Annotated in this window: 21 protein-coding genes and 1 pseudogene; 14 read left to right on the top strand and 8 right to left on the bottom strand. The window is 32.4% G+C overall.

From position 1 onward, the window contains the following. A partial coding sequence (locus HMPREF2663_RS07880; RefSeq protein WP_070846153.1) for an inositol monophosphatase family protein occupies positions 1-705 on the top strand: 705 nt, incomplete at its 5' end. Between the two features lie 574 nt (positions 706-1,279). On the opposite strand, the gene HMPREF2663_RS07875 is transcribed toward HMPREF2663_RS07880, so the two are convergent. Next, positions 1,280-1,471, bottom strand: coding sequence for a DUF5325 family protein (locus HMPREF2663_RS07875; RefSeq protein ID WP_002446184.1), 192 nt, complete (start codon positions 1,469-1,471; stop codon positions 1,280-1,282). Between the two features lie 98 nt (positions 1,472-1,569). Here HMPREF2663_RS07875 and typA point away from each other — a divergent pair, with 98 nt between their 5' ends. Beyond that, positions 1,570-3,417, top strand: a complete 1,848-nt coding sequence (gene typA / locus HMPREF2663_RS07870) for a translational GTPase TypA (protein WP_070846151.1) — start codon at positions 1,570-1,572, stop codon at positions 3,415-3,417. Between the two features lie 102 nt (positions 3,418-3,519). Here typA and HMPREF2663_RS07865 read toward each other — a convergent pair whose 3' ends face one another. Together HMPREF2663_RS07865 and HMPREF2663_RS07860 are read right to left on the bottom strand one after the other, a co-directional pair. Then, positions 3,520-3,675: a DUF2197 domain-containing protein gene (locus HMPREF2663_RS07865; RefSeq protein ID WP_002446186.1), complete on the bottom strand. Its 156-nt coding sequence runs from the start codon at positions 3,673-3,675 to the stop codon at positions 3,520-3,522. A 1-nt stretch (position 3,676) separates the two neighbouring features. Continuing rightward, positions 3,677-4,159 carry a hypothetical protein gene (locus HMPREF2663_RS07860; protein WP_002457438.1) on the bottom strand — a complete coding sequence of 161 codons (483 nt, stop codon included), beginning with the start codon at positions 4,157-4,159 and terminating at the stop codon, positions 3,677-3,679. Positions 4,160-4,303: 144 nt separating this feature from the next. Here HMPREF2663_RS07860 and HMPREF2663_RS07855 point away from each other — a divergent pair, with 144 nt between their 5' ends. The 3 genes from HMPREF2663_RS07855 to HMPREF2663_RS07845 all read left to right on the top strand — a co-directional run bounded on the left by HMPREF2663_RS07855 (position 4,304) and on the right by HMPREF2663_RS07845 (position 10,057). Next, positions 4,304-4,579, top strand: coding sequence for an Fpa/YlaN family protein (locus HMPREF2663_RS07855; protein ID WP_001830079.1), 276 nt, complete (start codon positions 4,304-4,306; stop codon positions 4,577-4,579). A gap of 402 nt (positions 4,580-4,981) precedes the next feature. After that, a complete protein-coding gene (gene ftsW / locus HMPREF2663_RS07850; RefSeq protein ID WP_002475923.1) occupies positions 4,982-6,205 on the top strand; it encodes a cell division peptidoglycan polymerase FtsW in 1,224 nt (407 codons plus the stop codon). Positions 6,206-6,607: 402 nt separating this feature from the next. Continuing rightward, positions 6,608-10,057, top strand: a complete 3,450-nt coding sequence (locus tag HMPREF2663_RS07845; RefSeq protein ID WP_002491592.1) for a pyruvate carboxylase — start codon at positions 6,608-6,610, stop codon at positions 10,055-10,057. A gap of 141 nt (positions 10,058-10,198) precedes the next feature. On the opposite strand, the gene HMPREF2663_RS07840 is transcribed toward HMPREF2663_RS07845, so the two are convergent. After that, a complete protein-coding gene (locus HMPREF2663_RS07840; protein ID WP_002457435.1) occupies positions 10,199-11,107 on the bottom strand; it encodes a COX15/CtaA family protein in 909 nt (302 codons plus the stop codon). Positions 11,108-11,409: 302 nt separating this feature from the next. Here HMPREF2663_RS07840 and cyoE point away from each other — a divergent pair, with 302 nt between their 5' ends. The 4 genes from cyoE to HMPREF2663_RS07820 all read left to right on the top strand — a co-directional run bounded on the left by cyoE (position 11,410) and on the right by HMPREF2663_RS07820 (position 14,755). Then, positions 11,410-12,321 carry a heme o synthase gene (gene cyoE, locus HMPREF2663_RS07835; protein WP_002457434.1) on the top strand — a complete coding sequence of 304 codons (912 nt, stop codon included), beginning with the start codon at positions 11,410-11,412 and terminating at the stop codon, positions 12,319-12,321. Positions 12,322-12,346: 25 nt separating this feature from the next. Continuing rightward, complete coding sequence (locus HMPREF2663_RS07830; protein WP_002457433.1) at positions 12,347-12,808, top strand: DUF420 domain-containing protein; 462 nt, start codon at positions 12,347-12,349, stop codon at positions 12,806-12,808. Positions 12,809-13,247: 439 nt separating this feature from the next. Continuing rightward, positions 13,248-14,300: a CAP-associated domain-containing protein gene (locus tag HMPREF2663_RS07825; RefSeq protein WP_002490076.1), complete on the top strand. Its 1,053-nt coding sequence runs from the start codon at positions 13,248-13,250 to the stop codon at positions 14,298-14,300. A gap of 20 nt (positions 14,301-14,320) precedes the next feature. Next, entirely contained in the window at positions 14,321-14,755 is a 435-nt protein-coding gene (locus HMPREF2663_RS07820; RefSeq protein WP_002475938.1) for a YlbF/YmcA family competence regulator, read from the top strand. Positions 14,756-15,278: 523 nt separating this feature from the next. Here the strand turns inward: HMPREF2663_RS07820 and HMPREF2663_RS07815 are convergent. Next, a complete protein-coding gene (locus HMPREF2663_RS07815; RefSeq protein ID WP_002457431.1) occupies positions 15,279-16,205 on the bottom strand; it encodes a glycerophosphodiester phosphodiesterase family protein in 927 nt (308 codons plus the stop codon). A 221-nt stretch (positions 16,206-16,426) separates the two neighbouring features. Between HMPREF2663_RS07815 and HMPREF2663_RS07810 the strand changes: the two genes are divergently transcribed. Continuing rightward, on the top strand, positions 16,427-16,678 hold the full coding sequence (locus tag HMPREF2663_RS07810; protein ID WP_002439362.1) for a DUF2129 domain-containing protein: 252 nt from the start codon (positions 16,427-16,429) through the stop codon (positions 16,676-16,678). A 9-nt stretch (positions 16,679-16,687) separates the two neighbouring features. Here HMPREF2663_RS07810 and HMPREF2663_RS07805 read toward each other — a convergent pair whose 3' ends face one another. Beyond that, positions 16,688-17,077, bottom strand: a complete 390-nt coding sequence (locus HMPREF2663_RS07805; RefSeq protein WP_002457429.1) for a DUF7147 family protein — start codon at positions 17,075-17,077, stop codon at positions 16,688-16,690. Positions 17,078-17,143: 66 nt separating this feature from the next. Here HMPREF2663_RS07805 and rsmD point away from each other — a divergent pair, with 66 nt between their 5' ends. Further along, complete coding sequence (rsmD, locus tag HMPREF2663_RS07800) at positions 17,144-17,686, top strand: 16S rRNA (guanine(966)-N(2))-methyltransferase RsmD (RefSeq protein WP_002457428.1); 543 nt, start codon at positions 17,144-17,146, stop codon at positions 17,684-17,686. A 1-nt stretch (position 17,687) separates the two neighbouring features. After that, positions 17,688-18,173, top strand: a complete 486-nt coding sequence (gene coaD, locus HMPREF2663_RS07795) for a pantetheine-phosphate adenylyltransferase (RefSeq protein WP_002457427.1) — start codon at positions 17,688-17,690, stop codon at positions 18,171-18,173. Positions 18,174-18,582: 409 nt separating this feature from the next. On the opposite strand, the gene HMPREF2663_RS07790 is transcribed toward coaD, so the two are convergent. Then, positions 18,583-19,716, bottom strand: coding sequence for a nucleotidyltransferase (locus HMPREF2663_RS07790; RefSeq protein ID WP_002475920.1), 1,134 nt, complete (start codon positions 19,714-19,716; stop codon positions 18,583-18,585). Between the two features lie 126 nt (positions 19,717-19,842). Here HMPREF2663_RS07790 and HMPREF2663_RS07785 point away from each other — a divergent pair, with 126 nt between their 5' ends. Next, entirely contained in the window at positions 19,843-20,397 is a 555-nt protein-coding gene (locus tag HMPREF2663_RS07785) for a YceD family protein (RefSeq protein WP_001830128.1), read from the top strand. A gap of 77 nt (positions 20,398-20,474) precedes the next feature. Further along, complete coding sequence (rpmF, locus tag HMPREF2663_RS07780; protein ID WP_001830121.1) at positions 20,475-20,648, top strand: 50S ribosomal protein L32; 174 nt, start codon at positions 20,475-20,477, stop codon at positions 20,646-20,648. Positions 20,649-21,130: 482 nt separating this feature from the next. Here rpmF and HMPREF2663_RS07775 read toward each other — a convergent pair. Next, a pseudogene (locus HMPREF2663_RS07775) lies at positions 21,131-21,501 on the bottom strand (signal peptide protein); the annotation flags it as partial.

Raw genomic sequence — 21,501 nt, 5'->3', positions numbered from 1 at the left:
AATGTGGATAAGGCGACAGAGAATTATCTATATGAAACGATTCTTCATAATTATCCAGATCATCAGGTTATTGGCGAAGAGGGGCATGGTCATAATCTCGAGTATTTAAATGGGGTTATTTGGGTTATTGATCCGATTGATGGAACGCTTAATTTTGTTCACCAAAAAGAAAATTTTGCCATCTCTATTGGTATTTATCATGATGGGAAGCCTTATGCAGGTTTTGTTTATGATGTCATGAAAGATGTTTTATATCATGCAAAGGTTGGACAGGGTGCATTTGAAAACACACATAAACTTGAAATGATTCAAAACACCGAACTTAAAAGAAGTATTATAGGTATTAATCCTAATTGGCTTACGAAACCAATACTTAGTGATATTTTTAGTTCAATAGTGAATGAGGCAAGAAGTGCACGAGCATATGGTAGTGCAGCATTAGAAATTATTAGTGTAGCGAAAGGTCAATTGGCGGCTTACGTTACACCTAGATTACAACCGTGGGATTTTGCAGGTGGATTGTTGATTTTGAACGAAGTAGGCGGGATAGGAACCAACTTATTAGGCGATAAATTAGACTTCAATCAACCGAATTCAATATTAATAGCAAATCCTAGCCTTCATCGTGAAATATTAAACCATCATTTAAATCAGCAAAGAGATACGCTTATTACACTCCATGAAAAAAGATTTGGAAAGAGATAGAAAGACGGAATCAATAGAGTTAAAGAATTATCTATTTTCTTTAAATATGAAAATTTCAAATTTCTTTGTTCTTCAAACCTTAATTTGAAGAACGTCTTATAAGGAGTTTAGAACCACTAAAAGTTTGATATAAGTATTGTTGAGTTATCTCTTTATAAAAAATATAAAAGCCTAGGGCATAGTTGTTGACCTAGGCTTTCATAATGTGTAGACGGTCAATGACTGAATTGAAAATGTACTGATATGAGGGTTATTTCATAATGAATTGTAGGTCACATCAGAGAGAATTTCACTCAGTTCATTCTACGAATCATCTAGGTGAAGAATCTTTACCCGAGTGAAACGACGAATTCAAGTTAAATTCCGTCTACTCTACCTCGATTGATTATGTTCATCATAAATAACTCACTGTTATGAAAAGTGTTAGATTTAAAATTTAGTAAATCAAAAATTGATAGTGTCCAAGACTTATAATATTTGATTTAAAGATGCAAGTTCATATCAGTATTATAATTACGTTCAATAACTGTCTTTGCGTGCTTTTAATGAAATCAATATAATGATAAATAAATTTTTAAAGCCAATTGTTTTTGCGATATTTCTTTTTCACACTGAACCCAACACCAAATGTTGCAATGAGAAGTATAAATGTTAAAATCATCATTGGAACATTAGCAGCACCTAATGCGAAACTAAATAATGTTAAAAAAACGACAGCCAATATTGAGAAGATCCAGAAAATGCCTTTAGATTTTTTTTGTTGCATCCCATACCCCACCTTTTACTTATCTTTTCAATAATATATGATATAATAAAACAGTTGCAATTAAAAGTGGGAGTATACAAAAGAAAGGAATTTATAAAATGACTAATTTAAGAGAAGATGTTCGTAATATAGCGATTATTGCGCATGTCGACCATGGTAAAACAACATTAGTAGACCAGTTGCTTAAACAATCAGGTATATTTCGTGAAAACGAACATGTCGACGAGCGTGCAATGGACTCTAATGATTTAGAAAGAGAACGTGGTATTACGATTCTTGCTAAAAATACAGCGATAGATTATAAAGGTACGCGTATCAATATATTAGACACACCTGGACACGCCGATTTTGGTGGTGAAGTTGAACGTATCATGAAAATGGTTGACGGTGTAGTACTAGTGGTTGACGCATATGAAGGTACAATGCCTCAAACTCGTTTTGTTCTTAAAAAAGCTTTAGAACAAAACCTAAAACAGGTTGTAGTTGTGAATAAAATTGATAAACCAGCAGCTAGACCTGAGGGAGTTGTAGATGAAGTATTAGACTTATTCATTGAATTGGAAGCGAATGATGAGCAATTAGACTTCCCAGTTGTTTATGCTTCAGCTGTGAATGGAACAGCAAGTCTAGACTCTGAAAACCAGGACGAAAATATGCAATCCCTATATGAGACGATTATTGACTATGTACCGGCACCAGTAGATAATTCAGATGAACCATTACAATTCCAAATTGCTTTACTAGACTATAATGATTATGTTGGTCGTATAGGCGTTGGACGTGTGTTTAGAGGTAAAATGCGTGTAGGTGATAATGTATCACTAATTAAATTAGATGGTACAGTTAAGAACTTTCGTGTGACGAAAATATTTGGTTACTTTGGTCTTAAACGTGAAGAAATTGAAGAAGCACAAGCAGGAGACTTAATAGCTGTTTCAGGTATGGAAGATATTAACGTTGGTGAAACAGTTACACCACATGATCATCGTGACCCATTACCTGTGTTACGTATTGATGAACCAACCCTAGAAATGACTTTTAAAGTAAATAACTCTCCATTTGCTGGACGTGAAGGTGATTATGTAACAGCTCGACAAATTCAAGAAAGATTAGATCAACAACTTGAAACAGATGTTTCTTTAAAAGTTACACCGACTGATCAACCAGATTCATGGGTTGTTGCTGGTCGTGGTGAACTACACTTGTCTATTCTTATTGAAAACATGAGACGAGAAGGCTTTGAATTACAGGTTTCTAAACCTCAAGTTATTTTAAGAGAAATCGATGGTGTGTTAAGTGAACCATTTGAGCGTGTACAATGTGAAGTGCCTTCTGAAAATGCCGGGGCAGTGATTGAATCATTAGGTGCACGAAAAGGTGAAATGTTAGATATGATGACAACCGACAATGGTTTGACGCGTTTAATCTTTATGGTACCTGCACGCGGTATGATTGGTTATACTACTGAATTTATGTCTATGACACGTGGTTATGGAATTATTAACCATACATTTGAAGAATTTAGACCACGAGTTAAAGCTCAAATCGGTGGTAGACGTAATGGTGCGTTGATTTCTATGGACCAAGGTCAAGCAACTTCCTATGCGATTATTAACTTAGAAGATCGTGGTGTTAACTTTATGGAACCAGGTACTGAAGTATATGAAGGTATGATTGTTGGTGAACATAACCGTGAGAACGATTTAACAGTAAATATTACTAAAGCAAAGCATCAAACAAACGTACGTTCAGCTACTAAAGATCAAACACAAACGATGAATCGTCCTAGAATTTTAACATTAGAAGAAGCGTTACAATTTATTAATGATGATGAATTGGTGGAAGTAACTCCTGAAAGTATTCGCTTAAGAAAGAAAATACTTAATAAATCTGCCCGTGAAAAAGAAGCGAAAAGAGTTAAACAATTAATGCAGGACGAACAATAACTTAGTTATATAACAAATGGTGCAACCACAGTAATAATTTTCATTATTAAGGTTGCACCATTTATTTATGTTAGATACTTTGAAATTTTCAAATATATCATTTTAATCTCGTTTGCTTTGTTTAGGTGTATCGAGTCTACTTTTACAATCATCACACATGAAAGTGCGTATAGGATTATTTCTTAAGCGTTTAGCCTCGACTGTATGTTCATCAATAAAAACCTTAGTATCGCAAATAATACATTGAACCTTTCTCATATTAAAGCACCTCTATATGTGTGACATACTTAAATTGATGAGAGTATCCTTCCTCAGGTATATATATAAAACTATCAACGGCATTATCACTATATAAACGTTTGCCATTCCTAGAAAATTGAAAGAACAAATAAGGTAATAAGTCCATGGGTACATTGATAGAGTAATCTTTATTAGAAAGTTTTATTGTGCTAGCATTCTCCATGGGTTCAGCATTTTTGAAAAATGGTGTCATATTTATCACAAATGTCTCATCTAAAACCGAACGTTTTTTATATTTAATTTCAGAATCAAGCGTTGGTGGATTTGTTTGTCCTTCTAAAATAGCACGGTTCCATTCCTTGTTATCATCAAAGTTGATGGGTCTACTACCATCAAATACCCCACGTTCTAAATCATCAATAGTAACTTTTCTATCGTCAAATATCCAAGTCGTACTATCCAATGAAATAGGGAAATTGACTGCTCCTTTTATTTGAATCATAAATGCCCACTCCCTAAATTTTTATCTTTTATTATTTTAACACAAAATCGCTTTCACTTAATTTAAATTCGCTTGCTTTTTAACTTTCAGTAGGATAAACTTCTATTGTGAAGATATTAATTGAAACGATAGGGGGAATATGTCATGTCTAACCAATCGAAGTTAAATAGTGCGGCATATGACCAATTGAATAAAGATGCAGACAGAATATTACATCTAATTAAAGTTCAAATGGATAACTTAACTTTACCTTCTTGTCCACTTTATGAAGAGGTTTTAGATACTCAAATGTTTGGTTTACAAAAGGAAGTTGATTTCGCAGTTCAACTTGGATTAGTTGATAAAGAAGATGGTAAGCAATTAATGCTAAGACTTGAAAAAGAACTTTCTAAATTGCATGAAGCATTTACGAATGTTTAAACTTTTTATTTGCAATTAATTGTAAAAATAATGTATTCGCTAAGTTGAGAGTATGCATAATGTCTTATGTTTAAAGAAAATATTGATAGATGATTAATTGTGCGAGTCAATCATCGCATAAATGACTGAGTTGATATTAATTCTGATATCTTTCTCGGTCTTTTTTGTTGTAAGCTTTAAAAGTGAAATTGATTTGAAAGCAGACTAAAAAACGCTCACTTCTCTCAAATACTGTTAAAGTAAATTTAAATCGTGGTTTTTAATGGTAGATGTATTTGTTTATATTTGTTTAATAGATACGTTGAAGTATATAATAGATAAGAACGCTTTTTAGTAGCGATGTGTTTTACTAAGTCAACAAAGAGATAAATTTTAATCATTTAGTATTGGAAGATCTAGTATATGAAAAATTTTAAAAATATAATGCGATATATTGGAAAGACTTCTAAATTTATCGATTATCCATTGTTAATAACTTATGTTGTCCTCTGTTTGATTGGATTAGTAATGGTTTATAGCGCAAGCATGGTTGCAGCTACAAAAGGTACTTTAACCGGGGGAGTACCAGTTTCAGGTACATACTTTTACAATCGACAACTTTTATACGTTATCATGAGCTTTATTATCGTATTTTTTATGGCTTTTATTATGAATGTTAAAATATTAAAAAAGCCTAATGTTCAAAAAGGTATGATGATTGGAATTTTTATACTTTTACTACTAACTTTAGTAATAGGAAAAAATATCAATGGTTCTAAAAGTTGGATTAACTTAGGATTCATGAACTTACAAGCTTCGGAGTTATTGAAGATTGCAATAATTCTATACATACCATTTATGATTGAAAAGAAGATGCCTGCGGTGAGACATAATATTAAATTAATATTAGGACCAATTTTGTTTGTTGTAACATGTTTGATACTTGTTCTTTTTCAAAAAGATGTTGGTCAAACAATGCTAATTGTGATCATATTCTTCTCAATTATTTTTTACTCAGGTATCGGTGTGCAGAATATGCTAAAATGGGGTACTTTGGTAGCTATTGGTTTTATCATCGTAGCTACATTTATGTTCATGTTAGACATGGTTCCAAGTTATTTGCAGGCACGTTTTAGTACGTTAACCAATCCCTTTAGTCAAGAATCAGGTACGGGATATCATATTTCTAATTCTCTTTTGGCAATTGGCAATGGTGGGTTGTTCGGACGTGGTCTAGGAAATAGTATTATGAAGCTTGGTTATTTGCCAGAGCCACATACAGACTTCATATTTGCTATTATTTGTGAAGAGATGGGATTAATCGGTGGCTTAATCGTTTTAATTTTAGAGTACTTTATTGTATATCGTGCTTTCCAACTTGCTAATAAAACGCAATCGTATTTTTATAAATTAGTTTGCGTTGGGATAGCTAGTTATATCGGAAGCCAAACATTTGTAAATATCGGTGGTATTTCTGCCACAATTCCACTTACTGGTGTACCGTTACCATTTATCAGTTTTGGTGGTTCATCGATGATTAGTTTAAGTATAGCCATGGGGTTACTGCTTATTACAGCAAAACAGATAAAACAAGATGATAAACGACTGAAACAACGTAAGGTAGATATTAAACGTCGATATAATTAATTAAATAGTATATAAAATTTATAATATCAAGTTAAGACTATAGCCCAAGATGAATGTAAATTATTCCTCTTGGGTTTTTCATATCATAATATTTGGTATAGTTAGTCACTACTCATGATCATAATTTAAGATTCTGTAAATCTGCATACTTTAACTAGCGTCATTCTTATATAGATGATAATATTAAGTTATTAACATTTATAAGTTTTCTAGTAATTGACTGACAACTTAACTTACACATAGTGCAGTCAGTTTGAACTAATTTATTTAATTAAATGTTACAAATTGATAAATGATATGATTCTTTCATGAATTACTATAGAATTATTCAATCATTTGAGATAAAATTTTATTATCTAATTATTTAGAAAATTCGTAACATTCTAAGGGGTGTCTTGGCTTTTGAAACAAATAAAGAAATTACTTGTTGCTAACCGTGGTGAAATCGCTATTAGAATTTTTAGAGCGGCAGCAGAATTAAATATTAGTACAGTAGCAATTTATTCTAATGAAGATAAAAGTTCGTTACATAGATATAAAGCAGATGAATCCTATTTAGTGGGAAGTGACTTAGGACCTGCTGAAAGTTATTTGAATATCGAACGTATCATCGAAGTAGCTCTTCGCGCGGGTGTCGATGCAATTCATCCTGGGTATGGTTTTTTAAGTGAAAATGAGCAATTTGCACGCCGATGTGCTGAGGAAGGCATTAAATTTATAGGTCCGCATCTAGAACATCTAGACATGTTCGGAGATAAGGTTAAGGCAAGAACAACTGCTATTAACGCTAACTTACCTGTAATCCCAGGTACAGATGGTCCTATTGAAAGTTTTGAAGCTGCAGAACAGTTTGCTAATGAAGCAGGTTACCCACTTATGATTAAGGCCACTAGCGGTGGCGGCGGTAAAGGTATGCGAATCGTTCGTGAATCAAGCGAGTTAGAAGACGCTTTCCATCGTGCGAAATCAGAAGCCGAAAAGTCATTTGGTAATAGTGAAGTTTATATTGAAAGATATATTGATAATCCAAAGCATATAGAAGTTCAAGTTATTGGTGACGAATTCGGAAATATCATTCATTTGTATGAAAGAGATTGCTCCGTGCAAAGACGTCATCAAAAGGTCGTTGAAGTTGCACCTTCAGTAGGTCTTTCTAACAAATTAAGAGAGCGAATTTGTGATGCCGCAATTCAACTGATGAAAAATATTAAATATGTCAACGCTGGAACAGTGGAATTTTTAGTTTCTGGAGATGAATTTTTCTTCATTGAGGTTAATCCACGTGTTCAAGTTGAGCATACAATTACCGAAATGATTACTGGTATAGACATTGTAAAAACGCAAATTTTAGTTGCTGATGGAGAATCGTTATTTGGAGATAAAATCTCTATGCCACACCAAAATGAAATACAAACTTTAGGGTATGCGATACAATGTCGTATAACAACTGAAGATCCTACTAATGATTTTATGCCAGATTCTGGCACAATTATTGCATATCGATCAAGTGGCGGTTTCGGAGTGAGACTTGATGCAGGTGATGGATTCCAAGGTGCAGAAATTTCACCTTACTACGATTCACTATTAGTTAAGCTTTCTACACATGCCGTTTCATTTAAACAAGCTGAAGAGAAAATGGAACGTTCATTACGCGAAATGCGAATTCGTGGTGTAAAAACGAATATTCCATTTCTCATCAATGTTATGCGTAATGATAAATTTAGAAGTGGTGATTATACTACTAAATTTATTGAAGAAACACCTGAACTTTTCGATATTGCACCGACATTGGATAGAGGTACCAAGACTTTAGAGTATATTGGTAATGTGACGATAAACGGATTTCCTAATGTAGAAAAGCGTCCAAAACCAGAATATGAATCTACCAAAATCCCAAAAATTTCTCAAAAGAAAATCAATCAGTTATCTGGAACAAAACAAATCCTTGAGCAACATGGACCAACAGGTGTTGCAAATTGGGTGAGAGAACAAGAAGATGTTTTAATTACCGATACTACATTTAGAGATGCACACCAATCTTTACTTGCAACACGAGTAAGAACAAAAGATATGATGAACATTGCATCTAAAACTGCTGAAGTGTTTAAAGATAGTTTTTCATTAGAAATGTGGGGTGGTGCAACATTTGATGTCGCTTATAATTTCTTGAAAGAGAATCCATGGGAACGTTTAGAAAGATTGCGCAAAGCCATTCCGAATGTGTTATTCCAAATGTTATTACGCGCTTCGAACGCAGTAGGTTATAAAAACTATCCTGATAACGTAATTAAGAAATTCGTTCATGAAAGTGCAAAAGCTGGTGTAGATGTTTTCCGTATTTTCGACTCATTGAACTGGGTTGATCAAATGAAAGTAGCAAATGAAGCTGTTCAAGAAGCGGGAATGGTATCTGAGGGTACAATTTGCTATACAGGTGATATTTTAAATGCTGAACGTTCTAATATTTATACTTTAGATTATTACGTTAAAATGGCTAAAGAGCTGGAAAGAGAAGGATTCCATATTTTAGCAATTAAAGATATGGCTGGTTTGTTGAAACCGAAGGCAGCTTACGAATTAATTGGTGAATTACGTGAGGCAACACATCTTCCAATTCATTTACATACACATGATACAAGTGGAAATGGATTGTTGACATATAAACAAGCCATTGATGCTGGCGTAGATATTATTGATACTGCTGTTGCATCTATGAGTGGTTTAACGAGTCAACCAAGTGCAAACTCATTATATTATGCACTAAATGGATTCCCACGTAATTTAAGAACTGATATTGATGGTTTAGAAGAATTAAGTCATTACTGGTCTGTAGTCAGACCTTACTATGCAGACTTTGAGAGTGATATCAAATCACCAAATACAGAAATTTATCAACATGAAATGCCGGGTGGCCAATATTCAAACTTAAGTCAACAAGCTAAAAGTTTAGGATTGGGTGAACGTTTTGATGAAGTCAAAGAGATGTATCGTCGTGTCAACTTCCTGTTTGGAGATCTTGTAAAAGTAACACCATCTTCAAAGGTAGTTGGAGATATGGCACTATATATGGTGCAAAATGATCTTGATGAAGATACTGTCATCAATGATGGTTATAAATTAGATTTCCCAGAATCTGTTGTGTCATTCTTTAAAGGTGATATTGGACAACCTGTCAATGGATTCAACAAGAAATTGCAAGATGTTATTTTAAAAGGACAGCAACCAATTACTGAAAGACCAGGGGAATACTTGGAGCCAGTCGATTTTGAAGCAATCCGTCAAGAATTAAGCGACATACAACAAGATGAGGTAACAGAACAAGATATAATTAGTTATGTACTTTATCCGAAGGTATATAAACAATATATTCAAACTAAAGAGCAATTTGGTAATGTATCTTTACTGGATACACCGACATTCTTATTCGGCATGCGTAATGGTGAAACAGTTGAAATTGAAATTGATACTGGTAAACGTCTAATTATTAAATTAGAAACAATCAGTGAACCAGATGAGAATGGTAAACGTACAATTTATTACGCTATGAATGGTCAAGCAAGACGTATTTATATTCAAGATGAAAATGTAAAAACGAATGCTAATGTTAAACCTAAGGCGGATAAATCGAATCCAAATCATATTGGTGCTCAAATGCCTGGTTCTGTAACTGAAGTTAAAGTGTCAGTAGGTGATGAAGTTCAAGCTAATCAACCATTATTAATCACTGAAGCAATGAAGATGGAAACGACGATTCAGGCGCCATTTGATGGAATTATTAAGCAAATAAATGTTGCTAATGGAGATGCCATTGCCACAGGAGATTTATTAGTGGAAATTGAAAAACAATCATAGTTAATATGACCATCTAGATTAGTAAGATATTTAGATGGTCTATTTTTACTTAAATATATTAAAACACGCCACTTATCTTACCGTTATGGTATTTTGAGTGGCGTGTCTTTTTAATTGTTATAAATTTATGAAAAAAATAAATTATTTTAGACTTCTCGTCGTTCTTAACATTAGTAAAATAAAGTAAGCAATCATTCCGAATAAGTATGTGATAAACAAAGCATGGAATAACGCAATAATTAAATTGACATTAGTTATGACTGATAAAGCACCTGTAATAACTTGAAGGATAACAAGTATAAATGATGCAGTATAACCATAGCGTACAGTTCGATTATCTGAATAATTCTTAATAGCGTGTATAAATGTAATCATAATCCAGATAAAAGTGATGAGCGCCATACCTCTGTGAGAGAATTGTACCCAATCATGCGCATTATGAGGAACGATATCATCAAATGGAATAGGCCAAGCACCATAAGCAAGACTTGATTTAGTATGTCTAACTAAAGCACCAGTATAAATAGTTAAGTATACTATGATAGCCATCAACCAAGTTAAGATACGTAAAGGTTTGTGAATAAATAAAATGTCAGCTTCATATTTTTTGTCAATTGAGAAAATAATTAATGTCATTAAGAAAACAGAAGAGAAACTGATAAGTGATATACCAAAATGTAGTGCTAATACATAAGGATTTTGTTGCCATATCACAGCAGCAGCACCTACAAGTGCTTGAACTAATAAAAAACCAACACTAATAATAGAGAGTGGTTTGATTTCTTTAATATATCCAATATTTTTCCAAGCTGTAATTACAAGCCATAATACAACTATAAGTGAAATGGCTGATACTGCGCGATGACTCAGTTCTATAATTGTTTGTATTGGTAAATTTTCTGGAAGTAGAGCGCCGTTACATAAAGGCCAAGACGAGCCACAACCATCTTCTGATCCTGTTTTAGTTACGAGGGCGCCACCTAATTGTACAAAGGTCATAATAATCGTAGCTAAAACACCTAACCATTTAAGGTTTTGCTTTCTAAACAATGATAAACACCCCATCATTAATTTAAAGTATTAAATTATAATATTACATAATAGAATAAAGTCATTGAAAGACTCGTTAATTGATACTTCATTTAATACGACACTTGAAGAAAAATGACTTTAAATTAATGTACATATTTTTACTTTTAACTTATTATATCAAGAATAACATTTTTAAGTGTGTCACAAAATTGACGATTTATAATGTCGTAAAAGTGTCACAATTTAATTTTATAAAACCTAGTCTTTTTATGTGATTTACTATATCATTATACTATATGAGAAATTTAAGGAGGGGAATTATGAACAAAGATCAAACTTTGTCACATACTACGGGCCGTGTATCCTTCAAAGAATTACAACAAATTATTAAAATGGGCCTTGTTCAAGGTAATTTAATACCTGCTTTTGCAGGCGCATGGCTTGCAATAGTAATGACAAACCATTCCTTCCTATCTTCCATTCCACAAATACTATTGATGCTAGTTGGCTCTACGCTTATTATGGGGGGCGCTTGTGCTTTAAATAATTATTATGATCAAGATATTGATCGCATTATGCCAAGTAAGCAAAGTAGACCAACAGTAAATGATAGAATATCTGATAGAAACTTATTAATGTTAAGTTTTGGGATGATGTTAATAGGTGAAGCATGTTTATTCTTATTAAATATACCTTCTGGTGTTTTAGGATTAATTGGTATTGTTGGATATGTATCTTACTATTCAATTTGGTCTAAGCGTCACACAACTTGGAATACTGTTGTTGGAAGTTTTCCTGGAGCTGTACCGCCATTAATTGGTTGGGTAGCTATCGATGGATCATTAAGTTTACCAGCAGTAGCACTCTTCTTAGTTGTCTTTTGTTGGCAACCCATCCATTTCTACGCTCTTGCAATTAAACGTAGTGATGAGTATGCGCTTGCAAATATTCCTATGTTACCATCAGTGAAAGGTTTCAAACGGACAAGAGTAAGCATGTTTATTTGGTTAGTGTTATTATTACCATTACCATTCTTATTATCTAATTTAGGTGTAACTTTTGTTGTTATTGCTACACTACTTAATTTAGGATGGTTAGCTTTAGGTTTTACAACGTTCAGAAAAGAATCTAATCAAACTAAATGGGCAACGCAAATGTTCATTTATTCATTGAACTACTTAGTAGTATTCTTTGCGCTCGTTGTAGTTGTTTCATTAATCAAGATGATATAAATTAACTTAAGTAAGGATGAAACTTATGAACGTACCCATTTTACCAACGATAAGTACATCGTGTATTGTTATTAGTGCGATTTTAGTCGCTATTGGTTGGACATTGATTTGGAAACGTCAAGTTCATAAGCATAAAAACATTATGCTATGGGCTGCCTTTTTCGCTTTAACATTCTTTATTATTTATGCAGCAAGAACTATTTTTATCGGTAATACAGCTTTCGGTGGACCAAGTTCTATTAAAGTTTATTACACTATTTTCTTAGTTTTCCATATCATTCTTGCAACAGTTGGTGGCGTTTTAGGCTTAATTCAAATCATTTTAGCCTTCAAAGATAAACTTCATATTCACAGAAAGATTGGGCCTTGGGCTTCAATAATTTGGTTCTTTACCGCAATTACTGGTGTTGCAGTTTATGTATTGTTATATATATTGTATCCAGGTGGAGAAACAACATCATTGCTTAAAGCTACATTAGGTCTATAAATTTTCTTTATAAGAGCCTGAGACACAAATGGTTGTCTCAGGTATTTTTATGTACTGAACGAAGATAACTTAGTTGTCAGGTTGTCATAAATTATACAATAAACAAATTTTTTATTCCTAATCATTATCTACTATTTCTACAGTTACCTACATATCACATATGACTCAAATCCTATCTAAATATTTTAAATAAATTGAAGCGAGATCTGTAATCATACTGAAGTCGTTTTTTACTGATACGATATATATCTTTTCAATATTTAGCTTTTAAGATGTTTGAAAATTCATTCATGTTTACTTTTGTATAAATAAAGAATACAAAAGTATTTAAAATTTTTTATAAGAATAATGATGGGGAATGTTTACACGTTTCACTTATGTTGAAAAAGGTTAGGACATTTTTGTACAATATATATAATTATTAAGAGGTGGGTGAAAGATGAAAAAGTTAATAATTAAAGTTATTGGTGTTATATTATTAGTGACATTTTTAATTTATCTCTTTTACTCACCACGTTTAAAGTTTGATGTTCTAGAGAATCCTAATAAAAATAGCAAGACAACTAAGACAGAGCAATTTAAACAGGCGAATAAGGATGCTGAGAACCCTAAACCTAAAGAAGGGATAGGGACTTGGATTGGAAAAGATATTAAAACTCTAACGCATCATTATGGACAAGCTGACCGGTCTTATCCATATAAAAATGGTTTTAAAAATTATGTCTTTAAACACAAAGATGAATATTATATTGTAAGTACTAATAAAGGAACAATCACATCAGTTTATGCCACAGGAAAAGGTGTAAAAGTGAGCCCACTTAAAATAGGTGAAAATTCATCTCATATTTTTGAAGATACTAGTATTAATCCAGAACCAACTGTCAAGACGAAAGGTAAAACTTATAAATTTGAAATGTCTGATGAAGATTTAAAGACACAGACGTTAATTAAATATGGAGATGTTTATGCTCAAATATATTCTGATCAACAGACTAATAAAATTTTGGCAGTGAGATTTTTAGATGCAAATACATTGGCAACACTACAACCATATAAGTTAAATAGAGTAGAAGATGAGGGACGAATTAGTGAAAGTTCCGACGATAAAATTCCTCATGAACAAAATCCTAATCAATTGATTACACTCTATGAAGTAACGAATAAAATGAGAGAAATGAAAAATTTAAAATCACTTAAAGTTAATAACGATATTGCTCGTATTGCTGCTATCAATTTGTATGAAGCAACGGATAAAGGATCTGACAGTGTGGAGTTTACTGAGAATGCTTTAACACAGCAACTGGATGAGCGCCATGTAAGTTATAAGTCGGCAAGTCAAAATGTAGGTTATGATTTTGACGATGTACCTACACTTATCCATAGTTGGATTAATTCTGATATTCATCGCTCGCGCTTGTTAAGTAATAAGTATGATGAAATGGGTGGAGAAGTGATGAGTGATTACTACTCATTAATATTTGTAGAAAAGTAAAGTAAATAAAGGATGATTCTGTGATTACTGAAGAAATATTAGACATTTTAGATGATATTGAGGATATCTCGGATATGATTGTACAATCTGATATTTATGTATCATACCGACGAGCTAAAATACAATTAGATGCTGATGATGAGGCAAGTCTATTTTATCAAGCTTTTCTAAAAGTGAAAGATAAGTATGATGATGTGATGAGATTTGGAAAATATCATCCCGACTACAAAGATATTATGTTAGAAACACGACAACGAAAACGTGCTTATGAAATGCTTCCAGTAGTAATGGAGTATAAAGCAAAGGAAGTGGCATTACAAAATTTAATTGACGAAGTGATGTCCAAAATCGCATTTGCTGTTTCTGAGCATGTAAAAATTGAAACAGGTAATCCTTTCTTCCAAACTGGACATGATGGATGTGCATCTGGTGGCACATGTAACTGTTCATTGTAATTAAAACGCATGATCAAAGCATTAATTAATCAGTAATATCAAAGAATTATGTTTGTGTAATTAATGTTATACAAAAGATAAATCTTTGTAATTAAGAATTTGTTACTTTGAAGGAAACGGTTTGTATCATTTTTAAGAGACGTGAAATGGATTAATAAACTATTTCACACCTCTTTTTGTCCATTATAATTTTATGAAAGGTAAGTCTACTGTATATACATTTTATAAAACAAAATTTTAGATTCGCACTCTATCAAAGTCATTTCTATTTTTAACGATGCTCATTTATAAAAAAATACTTGTACCGCTCAAACTATATACAAAGTAAAATAGATTAAATAATGACATCGTAAATATTGCATTATTTAGCTAAAGATAAATTAATGTTAAAAGACTAAAAGTAAATGTACTTTCATTTCAGAAACGCACGGTAGATATGTTAAATACCTAGGACAATTCGGATGTCCTAGGTATTTTGAATTAAATTAATAATGAGCAATCATTAAAAAACTTATATTACAATTTATTTTAATGTTTCTTTAAATTGTTGACCTAAATCTGGGCGATCTGTCACTAAGGTATGAACACCTTTATGATATAAGTCTGTCATTAAATCTATACTATTCACACCATAGTAACCGGGTACAATATTATTTAAGTTAAGCCATTGAATGAAACGCTTAGAAGTTAATGAAATTCCTTTGTATGCAACTGGCATTTGGAATGTGTCCGCTTGGGGTTTAAATGTATGACCTAACATGCCATTAAATTTAAGAAAACCTTCAGCAACTTCGGCTTCACTAGCACCGATAGCAATGTCAGCTTGGTTATACTCAGCGAAACGTTGAATTTGTTTTTTATGGAAGCTTGTAACGAGCACTCGATGTTGTGCCCCATGTTTGATGATATTATCGAAAATCACTTTTGGTGCGATACGACCTTCATATGTGTCCGGCGCATCTTTTAAATCCACATTGATATACATATTAGGGTACAATTCAAGCAGTTCCTCGAATGATAAAATCTTAGCTTTATCATGCCCGCGATAAGGGGTTTGATTATTGATATCAGTAAAATGATATCCCGCATCTAAGCGTTTTAGTTCAGCTAGAGTATGTTCACTCACTTTACCTGAACCATTAGTTGTACGGTCGACAAGTGCATCGTGAAAAACAATGAGTTGTTCATCTTTAGTTAGTCGTACATCTGTTTCAAAGCCATCCAGTCCATATTCAACAGCATTATCAAATGCCAACTGTGTTTGCTCTGGACGCATTGCCATGCCACCTCTATGTGCAAGTATGTAAGGTGCTTGACCTGAGAAGAAAGGTGGAATTGATTTTAATTGTTGCGGTGGTTTATTTTTATTTTTAAAAAAGTAAAATAGACTGCTTATAATACCGGCTGTTGCTAAAGTACCATTAATAAACCATTTTTTTGAATGAGCCATAATCGAATCCTCCTAGTGATAGTTAAAGTGAGTGTACCCCAATACTATTGTTGGGTACGATGGTTATGATTACTTTTTCTCATCATTATTTTAAGATAGATAAAGTTTAAAGTCATAGAATTTCAATATTACTTTTATCGTTTAGGTTAATCCTTAGTTATTTCATTACTTATAAAGTCATGATATGATAACAAATGTATAAATAATGGAGTGAGTAAGAAATGAATATAATTCCTAGAACGAGTTTAATTATTTATTTAAAACATATGAAACATGAGCGACAAATTAGAAAATATGGTCACATCGTGCACTCAAACCGTCAACGAAAATATGTTGTGATGTATATAAATGAAGCAGATGCTGACAATATTGTTCATAAACTTATGCAACTCAAGTACGTTCACGACATTCAAGGTTCTCCATATAAATATTTGAAAAAAACATATGAAAAAGAAAAACATGAAATACAATAGAGTATCAATTTATTGCAAAGGTGGTATCCATCTTTGAAGACGCAAAACACTGATAAGGTAGTTAAAATATAATTCTAAGTCTGGGTACACATCAGGAGGTTGTACGTCGATACCTACAACTGGAATGTCATAATTTTCTGCAGCTGAATTAATCATCTTGAATTTTTTGTTGCCCTCTGGATAGGGATATTTTAATGCATTTGTCATGATGTACATGGCCTGGAAATGTTTTTCAGCAGTAGGGTTCATTATTATTGCGACGGATGATAATTGTTTCTCAGAATGAGGTGTATGGAAATATACAATACGATTGATTCGCGTATGATTATATTCTATAAGAGTAGTAAATTCGAATAAATCGGTTAAACCTTCACCAATTTTAATAAATGATTGTTTCATAAATAAATCAAACTCCTTTATCTTCAAATTATATTAAATAAATGAATGAAATGGAAGTGTGAGTCAATGCGTGTAATTGCGGGTAAGCATAAAAGTAAAGCGCTAGAAAGTTTAGAGGGGCGAAATACTCGCCCAACTATGGATAAAGTTAAGGAAGGTATTTTTAATAGTTTATATGATGTTTCTGGTTTAGGATTAGACTTATTTGCCGGTAGTGGTGCACTAGGCATTGAAGCATTATCACGTGGTATGGATAAAATGATTTTTGTAGATCAAAATTTTAAAGCGGTCAAGGTTATAAAAGCTAATCTTAATCAATTGGATTTAATGTCACAAGCAGAAGTCTATAAAAATAATGCTGACAGAGCACTTAAAGCACTTGCTAAACGAGAAGTACAATTCGATGTTATTTTTTTAGATCCACCTTATAATAAAGGGCTTATAAATGAGGCGATTTCTCGTATAGCAGAGTTTAACTTATTAAAAGAAAATGGTATTATCGTTTGTGAGTTTAGTCATAATGAAGAAATAACAATTGCGCCATTTCAAATGATTAAGCGTTATCATTATGGTTTGACAGATACTTTGTTACTTGAAAAAGGAGAATAATATGAGTAAGACAAGAGCAGTTATTCCCGGTAGTTTTGATCCAATTACATATGGTCACTTAGATATCATTGAAAGAAGCGCCGATCGCTTTGATGAAATCCATGTTTGTGTACTAAAAAATAGTAGTAAAGGTGGAACGTTTGACTCAAAAGAACGCATGGCGTTGATTGAAGAGTCAGTTAAACATTTGCCTAATATTCAAGTGCATCATTTTAATGGATTGCTTGTTGATTTTTGTGATCAAGTAGGTGCAAAGACAATTATTCGAGGTTTGAGAGCTGTAAGTGACTTTGAATATGAACTACGACTTACTTCTATGAACAAAAAGTTAAATAGTAATATTGAAACAATGTACATGATGACAAGTGCAAACTATTCATTTATAAGTTCAAGTATAGTTAAAGAAGTAGCTGCATATCAAGCGGATATTTCACCTTTTGTACCGCCTCATGTCGAAAGAGCATTAAAAAAGAAATTTAATGTCTGAGGCGACTGTACATATAGGGGTGTCTAACAGTCATTTAGTTCTATATATGAAATGGCTGTCACCTCTTAACTATCCAGTCAAAAATCCCTCGATAGGGTATCTAATTACAAGATACTCTATTGAGGGATTTTAGTTATAATGAACAACAAAACTACAAAAAAGATGTTACAGTTTCTGTTCATAATGATTACAGCAAGATATATATATAATATGAAGTGATACACCCAATAGAGCAGATTCTTTTATTATAAAGTTAATAGAAAGATGAAAGGTAACTCTATATACGAAATTTGACAAAAAAGCTCAGGTCAGTGAAAGAATAACGTTGACTACAATGGTATTAAACTACAATTATTTTTTGTATCTAACACTATGCTTGAGTTGTAAGACTTCGGGTCTTTTATAACATTTAAATGCGTACTAAGGGTGTGTTAAAGTCTGTCAGTGATTGATTACTTAATAGATTATATACATGAGTCGCTTTAATTTCATTTTTAAAATAATGTGCAGTCTTTTGATTTACATTAGTAATGTAGTGACGATTTGGATAAGTCGCTTTTAAATATTTTAAATACGAACGTCCTTTCTCACTCATTCCTAAAACTCTAACAGCGTTAATTTCCTTGTTAACATCATCTTTCGTTATATTTAATAACACATTCATTAATACACGTTGAATATATGTCTGCGTATAACGTTTTGTTTTAAGGTTTGATATTAGAGACTCAAAGGAATCACTTCGATGAATCATTGTTTGCAAGCGGTTTTCAAAGCCCTCATTTATTGTGTATATAGAATGAAGGCTCTCTTTTGGCTGTGTAATTAATTGGTGTTTGATAAAAGGAAATGTATCCTCAACCGTAGTATGAGGTGTACAATATAGAGATTGTATTTGGTTTGGGACCACATTTTTCCAATCTTCATTATCATTCATTAGAGAACGCCTAATAGATGTTCCACTTGCAAAATGATGGTGATCAATTACTGTTTGATGATGAAGTGAACCTTCTCTTTTAATAGTCAATGCTGACATGCGAGGTGCAAATTGCTGCATTGCTTTAAGGTAGCTTATTCCTAAAATATTGTTTGGGGATTGCAAAAGTGTGTCGTTATGTGTTAACTCACTTAAGATTCGTGGATAGCTTTTACCTTGTTTTAATTTCTCTTTAAAAACTGGATGTGTTTCATAGGCAATCATTTGTGTTGCAAGATATTGTAAATCTTTTAAGGACGCACTTTCACTGCCAAAAGATATAATATCTATATCGAGATACTGAGCCGTTTTAATAGCAATTTCCGCAAAGGTATCACTTGAAGATAGGCTACCTATCAATGGTAGCTCAACGACCAAATCTACAGCAGATAAAGCCATTTCAGTACGTTTAAATTTATGATAGATTGCTGGTTCTCCACGCATCACAAAATTACCACTCATAATGGCAATAGTTACATTAGTTTCAGAGCGTTGTTTTGACAATGAAGCGTGAAATAAGTGCCCGTTATGAAAAGGATTATATTCAGTTATCAGTCCAACACTTTTCATTTGCATTTCTCCTTTTCAGTATTCATCATAAGTATTGTAACAGAACGAGGTATGTTAAGAAAAAATCTTGACAACTTTTGTTTAGAAAGTTAAAATAAATTTTGTGCTTGTTAGAGGTGAAGCCATATGAAATGGTCAATAACACAATTGAGAAAATATCAAGGTAAGCCATTTGAATTTAATCAAACGGTTAATTTTGAGCATTTAAGAGAATCATTAGATTTAATTGATCTTTCAGATATCAATGTTGAAGGACAGTTGACAGTCAAATCAAATGAAGTGATTGCAGATATGCATGTTACTGGAACTTACACAATGCCTTGTGCTCGTACTTTAGTACCAGTTGATGTGCCTCTTGATGTATCTACTTCAGAAGTATTTGATTTGGAAGGCTATGATGGTTATACCGATAGTGACGATCAAGAAGATGAACATTATCATCTTGTAACTGACGGTATGATTAATATTAAAGACATTGCTGAAGAGCTTGTAATTATTGAAAAACCTATGCGTGCCTATTCTGAACATAGTGATCAAATGTTAACTGAAGGCAATGGTTGGGAAGTCATTGATGAAGATCAATTGACTGAAGTTCAAAAAGAGCAAGATAGTGATTCTGAACAAAGAAAAGTTGATCCAAGGCTTCAAAAATTACAACAATTATACGATAAAGATCAATAGCAGTTGAATTAATGATATAATAATTATTAATTGAGCTGACATTTTGAATTAAGTGTCTATTCTAAGGAGGATTAATCATGGCAGTACCAAAAAGAAGAACGTCTAAAACAAGAAAAAATAAACGCCGTACGCATTTTAAAATTTCAGTACCTGGTATGACTGAATGCCCTAACTGTGGCGAATACAAATTATCTCACCGCGTATGTAAAAACTGTGGTTCATACAATGGTGAAGAAGTAGTTTCTAAATAATAGAACACAAGAAATAAATCCAACAATCTCGTGTGAGATTGTTGGATTTTTTGTTTTGAATTAGAGTAGCTAGAATAATTTATTTATAGGAATTTAGTACAATAATAAAGTATTTATCATGTCTTACCAATACACTTCATATCTATATTTAAGGAATCTCTTTTTTAAGGATATATAAATAATAAAATCAAACTAATTTAAATATGCCTCTTATATTTATAGAAATTTAGTTGATTTTAAAACAGAGTATTGATTTATGTGTGACCGAATGTAAAAAATACTTAACAATTGAATAGAGCAATTTAATACTCTATATCGTGAATCATCAACGTTGTCACCGAGTGTGTTCTCTTTTTATCTTATTCAGTTTCTTCGTCTTTTGTAGTTATTCAATATTTAATATTGTGATAAATTATTTTTTAAGAAATTAAAATAACGAGTAAATCGATATTGCGATTTACTCGTTATAAAGATGTTAAGTATTATTTAGATTCTTTTCTTTGTCGTCTTAATAATAGAAGTGAAGATATTAAAGCGATAGAACCAAATACTGTAGTTGTATAATCATATTCATTACTTAGTCCTGTTTCAGGTAATTCAGTACCATTTTTAACATCTGTTTTTGTTTCATCATCATTAGTATTTACTTTAGCATCTTTATCTGTATTGCCTTTATTACCTGCATTGCCTTTATTACCTGCATTGCCTGTATTGCCTGTATTGCCTTTATTACCTGCATTACCTTGTTGCGTATTTTGATCACCATTGGCACCCTGTGTACCAGTTGGTGTTTGACCGTTATTAGGTTTTACATGAGTACTTTGACCTGTTTGATCAGCGTCTTGACCAGTAG

Origin of the sequence: Staphylococcus sp. HMSC077D08 (genome assembly GCF_001837945.1) — a bacterium.
GTDB classification, from domain to species: Bacteria; Bacillota; Bacilli; order Staphylococcales; family Staphylococcaceae; genus Staphylococcus; species Staphylococcus epidermidis.
This window is presented reverse-complemented; position numbering and strand designations above follow the sequence as displayed.

Coding starts and splice junctions, on each gene's coding strand:
- rpmF (WP_001830121.1), top strand. CDS start 20,475: ATGGCAGTACCAAAAAGAAGAACGTCTAAAACAAGAAAAAATAAACGC.
- ftsW (WP_002475923.1), top strand. CDS start 4,982: ATGAAAAATTTTAAAAATATAATGCGATATATTGGAAAGACTTCTAAA.
- HMPREF2663_RS07865 (WP_002446186.1), bottom strand. CDS start 3,675: ATGAGAAAGGTTCAATGTATTATTTGCGATACTAAGGTTTTTATTGAT.
- HMPREF2663_RS07830 (WP_002457433.1), top strand. CDS start 12,347: ATGAACGTACCCATTTTACCAACGATAAGTACATCGTGTATTGTTATT.
- HMPREF2663_RS07875 (WP_002446184.1), bottom strand. CDS start 1,471: ATGCAACAAAAAAAATCTAAAGGCATTTTCTGGATCTTCTCAATATTG.
- HMPREF2663_RS07790 (WP_002475920.1), bottom strand. CDS start 19,716: ATGAAAAGTGTTGGACTGATAACTGAATATAATCCTTTTCATAACGGG.
- HMPREF2663_RS07805 (WP_002457429.1), bottom strand. CDS start 17,077: ATGAAACAATCATTTATTAAAATTGGTGAAGGTTTAACCGATTTATTC.
- HMPREF2663_RS07815 (WP_002457431.1), bottom strand. CDS start 16,205: ATGGCTCATTCAAAAAAATGGTTTATTAATGGTACTTTAGCAACAGCC.
- HMPREF2663_RS07860 (WP_002457438.1), bottom strand. CDS start 4,159: ATGATTCAAATAAAAGGAGCAGTCAATTTCCCTATTTCATTGGATAGT.
- HMPREF2663_RS07855 (WP_001830079.1), top strand. CDS start 4,304: ATGTCTAACCAATCGAAGTTAAATAGTGCGGCATATGACCAATTGAAT.
- cyoE (WP_002457434.1), top strand. CDS start 11,410: ATGAACAAAGATCAAACTTTGTCACATACTACGGGCCGTGTATCCTTC.
- typA (WP_070846151.1), top strand. CDS start 1,570: ATGACTAATTTAAGAGAAGATGTTCGTAATATAGCGATTATTGCGCAT.
- coaD (WP_002457427.1), top strand. CDS start 17,688: ATGAGTAAGACAAGAGCAGTTATTCCCGGTAGTTTTGATCCAATTACA.
- rsmD (WP_002457428.1), top strand. CDS start 17,144: ATGCGTGTAATTGCGGGTAAGCATAAAAGTAAAGCGCTAGAAAGTTTA.
- HMPREF2663_RS07810 (WP_002439362.1), top strand. CDS start 16,427: ATGAATATAATTCCTAGAACGAGTTTAATTATTTATTTAAAACATATG.
- HMPREF2663_RS07825 (WP_002490076.1), top strand. CDS start 13,248: ATGAAAAAGTTAATAATTAAAGTTATTGGTGTTATATTATTAGTGACA.
- HMPREF2663_RS07785 (WP_001830128.1), top strand. CDS start 19,843: ATGAAATGGTCAATAACACAATTGAGAAAATATCAAGGTAAGCCATTT.